Origin of the sequence: Plesiomonas sp. (assembly GCF_051650925.1) — a bacterium.
Taxonomy (GTDB): Bacteria; Pseudomonadota; Gammaproteobacteria; order Enterobacterales; family CAMTGL01; genus Plesiomonas.
On sequence record NZ_JBOFRH010000170.1, the window covers coordinates 1 to 6,451 of the forward strand.

Annotated in this window: 8 protein-coding genes and 1 tRNA gene; 6 read left to right on the forward strand and 3 right to left on the reverse strand. The window is 51.7% G+C overall.

The features are described 5' to 3' along the window. A partial coding sequence (locus ACRC27_RS03885; RefSeq protein WP_438639236.1) for a cysteine hydrolase family protein occupies positions 1-351 on the forward strand: 351 nt, incomplete at its 5' end. 101 nt (positions 352-452) lie between these two features. Here ACRC27_RS03885 and tpiA read toward each other — a convergent pair. Beyond that, positions 453-1,217 carry a triose-phosphate isomerase gene (gene tpiA, locus ACRC27_RS03890; RefSeq protein ID WP_438623234.1) on the reverse strand — a complete coding sequence of 255 codons (765 nt, stop codon included), beginning with the start codon at positions 1,215-1,217 and terminating at the stop codon, positions 453-455. 427 nt (positions 1,218-1,644) lie between these two features. Here tpiA and ACRC27_RS03895 point away from each other — a divergent pair. The 5 genes from ACRC27_RS03895 (at position 1,645) to cysE (ending at position 5,102) form a co-directional block, all read left to right on the forward strand. Beyond that, positions 1,645-1,721, forward strand: a tRNA-Pro gene (locus ACRC27_RS03895). A 442-nt stretch (positions 1,722-2,163) separates the two neighbouring features. Continuing rightward, positions 2,164-2,598, forward strand: coding sequence for a rhodanese-like domain-containing protein (locus ACRC27_RS03900; RefSeq protein ID WP_438623235.1), 435 nt, complete (start codon positions 2,164-2,166; stop codon positions 2,596-2,598). 129 nt (positions 2,599-2,727) lie between these two features. Then, positions 2,728-3,189: a protein-export chaperone SecB gene (gene secB, locus ACRC27_RS03905; RefSeq protein ID WP_438623236.1), complete on the forward strand. Its 462-nt coding sequence runs from the start codon at positions 2,728-2,730 to the stop codon at positions 3,187-3,189. Positions 3,190-3,236: 47 nt separating this feature from the next. After that, complete coding sequence (gene gpsA / locus ACRC27_RS03910; protein ID WP_438629594.1) at positions 3,237-4,244, forward strand: NAD(P)H-dependent glycerol-3-phosphate dehydrogenase; 1,008 nt, start codon at positions 3,237-3,239, stop codon at positions 4,242-4,244. 36 nt (positions 4,245-4,280) lie between these two features. Then, on the forward strand, positions 4,281-5,102 hold the full coding sequence (gene cysE, locus ACRC27_RS03915; protein WP_438623238.1) for a serine O-acetyltransferase: 822 nt from the start codon (positions 4,281-4,283) through the stop codon (positions 5,100-5,102). A gap of 66 nt (positions 5,103-5,168) precedes the next feature. Here the strand turns inward: cysE and trmL are convergent, their stop codons facing one another. Both trmL and ACRC27_RS03925 read right to left on the reverse strand, forming a co-directional pair. After that, positions 5,169-5,633 carry a tRNA (uridine(34)/cytosine(34)/5-carboxymethylaminomethyluridine(34)-2'-O)-methyltransferase TrmL gene (trmL, locus tag ACRC27_RS03920; RefSeq protein WP_438623279.1) on the reverse strand — a complete coding sequence of 155 codons (465 nt, stop codon included), beginning with the start codon at positions 5,631-5,633 and terminating at the stop codon, positions 5,169-5,171. 132 nt (positions 5,634-5,765) lie between these two features. After that, the coding region (locus tag ACRC27_RS03925; RefSeq protein WP_438639237.1) for an ATP-binding protein at positions 5,766-6,451 on the reverse strand (686 nt) is incomplete at its 5' end.

The following is a 6,451-nucleotide window of genomic DNA, read 5'->3' on the forward strand; positions in this document are numbered from 1 at the left end:
GCATTTAAAGATGGTAGTTGGGGCGGAGAGTTCTATCCGGCGTTTGCACCACAAGCAGGGGAAGAGGTGATCACCAAACACCGCGTCAGCGCATGGTGTGGCACCGATTTAGCGTTACGGCTACGGACGGCAGGCATCACCGAGTTGGTCATGGCCGGTTGTGCCACTGATTTGGTGGTGCAAAGTACGGTACGCGAGGCGCACGATCAGGATTTTATCTGCACGGTGGTCGGTGACTGCTGTATTGCGGCCAGTGATGATGATCAACACGCCACCCTGCGGATGCTGACCAAAGTCGCACGGGTGCTGACCGTTGATACGCTCATTGGCATAAAAAAATCCGGTGCGTAAAAATACGGCACCGGATTGGTATTTTTCACTCACGTCAGTGAGCAGGAAAACGCAGCAAACATGCGGGTAGCACGCTCACTTGCGGCCCGCAAGCCATAGGATTAGGCTTTTGCTTTCGCCGCCGCTTTAACGATAACCGCGAAGGCATCAGCTTTCAGTGAAGCACCACCAACTAGCGCACCATCGATATCTGGCTGGGTAAACAGCTCTGCTGCATTCGCCGCATTTACTGAACCGCCGTACTGGATGATCACTTGCTCTGCCACTGCCGCATCATGCTTGGCAATGTGACCACGGATAAACGCGTGAATCGCTTGTGCCTGTGCTGGGGTCGCTGATTTGCCGGTACCGATAGCCCAGATAGGTTCATAGGCAATCACCGCGCCCATCAGTGCCTGTGCACCTAGCGTGGTCAGTACGGCATCAAGTTGAGTGGCACAAACCGCTTCGGTTTCACCGGCTTCATTTTGTGCATCAGTTTCACCGATACACAGAACCGGAGTCAGGCCGGCTGTTTTCAGCGCAGCAAACTTTTGCGCGATGAACGCATCGCTCTCATGGTGGTAAGTACGGCGCTCAGAGTGACCAATGATAATGTACTGTGCACCAAACTCTTTGAGCATCTCAGGAGAGATATCACCGGTAAATGCACCTGCCACGTTAACGTCAACGTTTTGTGCGCCCAATACGATGGCTGAACCTGCTAATGCACGCTGGGCTTCCGCCAGATACATCACCGGAGGGGCAATGGCTACGCCACAGCCTTCAACACCGGCCAGTTCCGTGTTCAGACCTGCGATCAGATCTTGCACCATGGCTTTGTTACCGTTCAGCTTCCAGTTACCCATAACTAATGGACGACGCATGCTTGTACTCTCCAATCAACGATCTAATCAATAAGGTGATAATCATTTGCCCGTGCTGTGTGTAATCTCTACGTGCAGACCACGGCTGATCTCAAACATAATCGGAAAAATATAACAGCTATTTGAATCGATTTATCTGAGAGCCATCATAGATTTTAGGATTGCATGATTTTTTCTGTTGCCTATTTACGAAACTCGCTTACATCTTTATCGCCACTTTCCTGAAAAGACCTTTGTATACGCGCCGATACGGTGGCTTATCCGTCAAACAGGAAAATTCAGACGCTATCCAGATCCAGCCAAACAAGGCGCAGACAAGGCAGGATGCTGATAAATCACACAAATAGGGCAATAAAAGCGCAGTTGCACTGCTTTAACCACAAAACAGTTGACGAGTTAGCCGGTGCTGATTAAGATGCGCGTCATTCGGTGAGTAGCGCAGCCCGGTAGCGCAACTGGTTTGGGACCAGTGGGTCGGAGGTTCGAATCCTCTCTCACCGACCATATTAAGAAAAGCCCGCTCTTTGAGCGGGCTTTTTGCATTCTATTATCCAATAAATATTACACAGCGTTGAAAATGCGCGTTGACTAGCACGCGATGTTGCCAAAACACTGCTCGACCAAGTTATGCCCCTATGTTTTTCATGCCCGAGTTTTAACGCTCTATCCCGCAAAATATAAGACTTTTTCTCTTCTGGTTTTTCTTTTTGGCATTTCCCTTGTTTGTGTTTGATCTAAACGCGCTGCAGTACGCCAATTGTGTGTATTTTAGCCAATGATGGAACAAAACCACATGCCTTTGACTCTGACAACCTGACGACAAGAATTGCTGAGTGCCAATGCGCCCACATATTGCAGTTATCAAAGGGCGGGAAAGCTGTAATTGCGGTTATAGGCAGGTATACTCAGACCTCTTTCACTCATTCACCCTTAATGGCGAAACACTATGCAGCAACAAGTCATGCAATTTATTCAGGGTCACACCGTTCTTAGTGTGGCATGGATTGGGCTATTTGTGGCCGTGATCGTAACCACTTATAAGAGCCGTTTTTCCCCCATTAAAACCGTGGATAATGCACGTGCCACGCAACTGCTAAACCGTGAAAATGCGGTAGCGGTCGATATTCGTTCACCGGATGATTACCGTAAAGGTCATATCGTTGATAGCATCAATATGCTGCCATCAGCGATTAAAGATAACAATTTAGGTGAGCTAGAAAAACACAAAGCACAACCGGTGATTGTGGTCTGTGCAACCGGAATGACCGCGCGCAGTGCCGCTGAAAACCTGCATAAGCTTGGCTTTACGCAAGTTAGCGTGCTAAGCGAAGGGATTTCCGGCTGGTCAGCCGCCCACCTGCCATTGGCGCGTGGAAAGTAAGTTATTTGGTTTGCTATTACGCTTTGCTATGGTGTGCCGCACTGTCAGCGCTACAGATGTGCGTAGCGGCAATACCGGCAAAGCATCCTCTCCGTTTTCAAGGAAACGAAACTAGAAGGTATAAGTGTCATGTCTGAACAAAATATGAGTGAAACCCTGTTCCAAATTCAGCGTATCTACACGAAAGATGTCTCTTTTGAAGCGCCAAACTCGCCAACTATCTTCCAAAAAGAGTGGCAGCCAGATGTGAAACTGGATCTGGACACCGCCTCAAATGAGCTAGGTGACAACACCTATGAAGTGGTTCTGCGTCTGACTGTGACTGCAAACGTGGGCGAGCAAGTGGCTTTCCTGTGTGAAATTCAGCAAGCAGGTATCTTCTCTGTTGCCGGCCTTGATGCTTCACAAATGGCGCACTGCCTGGGTGCATACTGCCCGAACATTCTGTTCCCGTATGCACGTGAGTGTGTGACTAGCTTGGTAACGCGCGGTACATTCCCGCAACTGAACTTAGCACCAGTTAACTTTGATGCACTGTTCATGAACTACCTGCAAGAACAAGCACAGCAAGGCCAAACTGAACAAGCATAATTGCAGCAATCCATACTGTTTTGTTGCCGAAAAAAGAAGATAAAACAATGATGAAACCAGATGTCGCCATGACAGTGATCGGTGCCGGTTCGTACGGTACGGCTCTCGCCCTCACCCTTGCTCGTAATCACCACCGTGTCATGCTGTGGGGGCATAACCCACAGCACATGGCGAGTCTGGTCTCTTCGCGCGAAAACAGTGCCTTTTTGCCGGGCGTTCCTTTCCCCGCAGCACTGGAAATTGAACCTGATTTAGCCACTGCTGTGGCAGCTAGCCGTGATCTGCTGATTGTTGTTCCTAGCCATGTGTTTGGTCAGGTGCTGACCAATATCAAGCCTTACCTGCGCCCTGAAAGCCGGATTGTCTGGGCAACCAAAGGGCTGGAAGCGGATACTGGCCGCCTTTTAGAAGAGGTCGCGCGTGAGGTGCTGGGTGATACCATTCCACTGGCCGTTCTCTCTGGCCCGACATTTGCCAAAGAGATGGCAGCAGGCATGCCAACGGCCATTTCTGTTTCCGCTACTGACCCGCAATTTTCTGCCGATCTGCAAACCCTGTTTCATTGCGGAAAAAGTTTTCGTGTCTACAACAACCCCGATTTTGTCGGTGTGCAGCTAGGCGGCGCGGTAAAAAACGTGATAGCCATTGGCGCGGGAATGTCTGACGGTATGGGGTTTGGTGCTAACGCACGTACTGCGCTGATCACCCGAGGTTTGGCCGAGATGAGCCGGTTAGGTGTAGCCCTTGGCGCAGAACCCGCCACCTTTATGGGGATGGCCGGATTGGGCGATCTGGTACTGACATGTACCGATAACCAATCACGTAACCGTCGCTTTGGGCTGATGTTGGGGCAAGGCAACAGCGTCGATGCCTCACAGCAAAGTATCGGTCAGGTGGTTGAGGGTTACCGCAACACCAAAGAGGTGCATATTTTGGCTCAGCGCTTGGGGGTTGAAATGCCAATTACTGAGCAAATTTATCAGGTGCTTTATTGCGGGAAAGATGCGCGTGAAGCGGCTGTTGCGCTGCTGGCACGCGCCAGCAAAAACGAATAATACTTATGTCTATAGGTCATGGTGGAGTCGGTTGGCATGTATAAACCGGAGCTGGATCTGATCTGGCAAGAGATCAAACAAGAGGCGCGGCAACTGGTTGAAGGCGAGCCAATGCTGGCCAGTTTTTTTCACGCCACGATTTTAAAGCACAACCATCTGGGCAATGCGCTCAGCTATATTCTTGCCAATAAACTGGCTACCGCCACCATGCCGGCAATTTCTGTGCGGGAAATCATTGAAGAGGCGCACGAGCACGATTGTGGAATTATCGAAAGTGCTGCGTTAGATATCCGCGCAGTACGCGACCGTGATCCGGCCGTCAGCATGTGTACTACGCCGCTGCTGTATTTAAAGGGTATTCATGCGCTGCAAGGCTATCGGGTGGCAAACTGGTTGTGGCAGCAAAACCGTACGTCACTGGCTATTTATCTGCAAAACCAAATCTCGGTAGTGTTTGCCGTGGATATTCATCCGGCAGCCCGTATTGGCCACGGGATTATGCTCGACCATGCCACCGGTATTGTGATTGGTGAAACTGCGGTGGTCGAAAATGATGTGTCTATCCTGCAAAATGTCACGCTAGGCGGTACCGGCAAAGAGTCGGGCGATCGTCACCCAAAAATCCGTGAAGGGGTGATGATTGGCGCAGGCGCAAAAGTGCTGGGCAATATTGAAGTCGGGCGCGGGGCTAAGATTGGTGCAGGTTCAGTGGTTTTACAGGCGGTGCCGCCGCACACGACAGTCGCGGGCATTCCGGCACGCATTGTTGGGCGACCGGGCTGTGCAAAACCCTCGCTTGAGATGGATCAGGATTTTGACCTACTGCGGCATCACTTCTCGCATGGCGACGGTATTTAACCGCCGCCGTCAGGTTAGCTCTGGTTTACGCACACCTGTGATTCATGCCCTCACCACGCACGCAAATTAGCGTGCGCCTGCATAGCCTAACTGCCGCCACGACTCATACACCACAACCGCAACGGTATTCGACAGATTCATGCTGCGGCTCTCTGCACACATCGGTATGCGGATTTTCTGCTCTGGTGGTAGTACGTCTAAAATTTCAGCCGGCAGACCACGGGTTTCCGGGCCAAACAGCAGAAAATCCCCCGCCTGATAGCAAATTTCACTGTGATTAGGCGTGCCTTTGGTGGTCAGGGCAAATAAACGCTCCGGCTGTTCGCTGGCCAGAAAAGCGGCATAATCATGGTGACGCTTGATAGAGGTAAACTCATGGTAATCGAGCCCCGCACGACGCAGACGCTTATCATCCCAAGTAAACCCAAGCGGTTCGATCAGGTGCAACCGGTAGCCGGTATTGGCACATAAACGGATAATATTGCCGGTATTAGGCGGGATTTCGGGCTGATACAGAACGATATTCAGCATACTGATGGTTTCACTGATCACTGTTAATGGAATACTGGCAGGATACCCGATCAGCTCGCAGCGGTAAAATGCGCAAAAATGCAGACCGGCGGGCAAATAACCGGTCTGCACACAATCCACGGCCGTATAATATCAGTCGGCCAACGGCAGACTAATGATGACACGCAACCCACCCTGCGGGCTGGTACTGGCACTGATGGTGCCGCGATGCTGCCGAATAGCGTTATCAACAATCGCCAGCCCCAACCCCGTTCCGCCCGAGGTTCGGGTTCGCGCCTCATCGGTACGGTAAAACGGCCGGAAAATTTTCTCGCGCTCTTCCGGTGGTACGCCCGGCCCGTCATCATCAATAAAAATATGCAGCATCCGCGGTGCATCACTGCCGGTATCGCACTGGAAACGCAGGCTGATGGTGTGGTACGCATAGCGCAGGGCATTGCGGATCACATTCTCAAGGGCACTTTCGAGCAGTGCACGGTTACCGCTCAGTGGCCACGGTTGCAGTACATCCTCAATCACCAGCGTTTTTCCGCTCTGCTCTGCCTCAAAGGTGGCATCATCAAGCACCGGTTCCCACAGCTCATCAGCGTGTAGCGCTTCGCGATCCAGATGGCTGTTAAGCTGCAAACGCGACAAGGCGAGCAGATCACCAATCATGCCATCTAACCGCTGGGCCTCAGTCTCAATGCGGGCCAGCTCACTGCTCTCACCCTGACGGCGGCGCACCAACGCAGTCGCCAGTTGTAGGCGGGTCAGCGGGGTTCGCAGCTCATGGGAGATATCTGACAGCAGACGCTGCTGATTCCCGACCATCTGTT

Coding starts and splice junctions, on each gene's coding strand:
- tpiA (WP_438623234.1), bottom strand. CDS start 1,217: ATGCGTCGTCCATTAGTTATGGGTAACTGGAAGCTGAACGGTAACAAA.
- ACRC27_RS03900 (WP_438623235.1), top strand. CDS start 2,164: ATGCAGCAACAAGTCATGCAATTTATTCAGGGTCACACCGTTCTTAGT.
- secB (WP_438623236.1), top strand. CDS start 2,728: ATGTCTGAACAAAATATGAGTGAAACCCTGTTCCAAATTCAGCGTATC.
- gpsA (WP_438629594.1), top strand. CDS start 3,237: ATGATGAAACCAGATGTCGCCATGACAGTGATCGGTGCCGGTTCGTAC.
- cysE (WP_438623238.1), top strand. CDS start 4,281: ATGTATAAACCGGAGCTGGATCTGATCTGGCAAGAGATCAAACAAGAG.
- trmL (WP_438623279.1), bottom strand. CDS start 5,633: ATGCTGAATATCGTTCTGTATCAGCCCGAAATCCCGCCTAATACCGGC.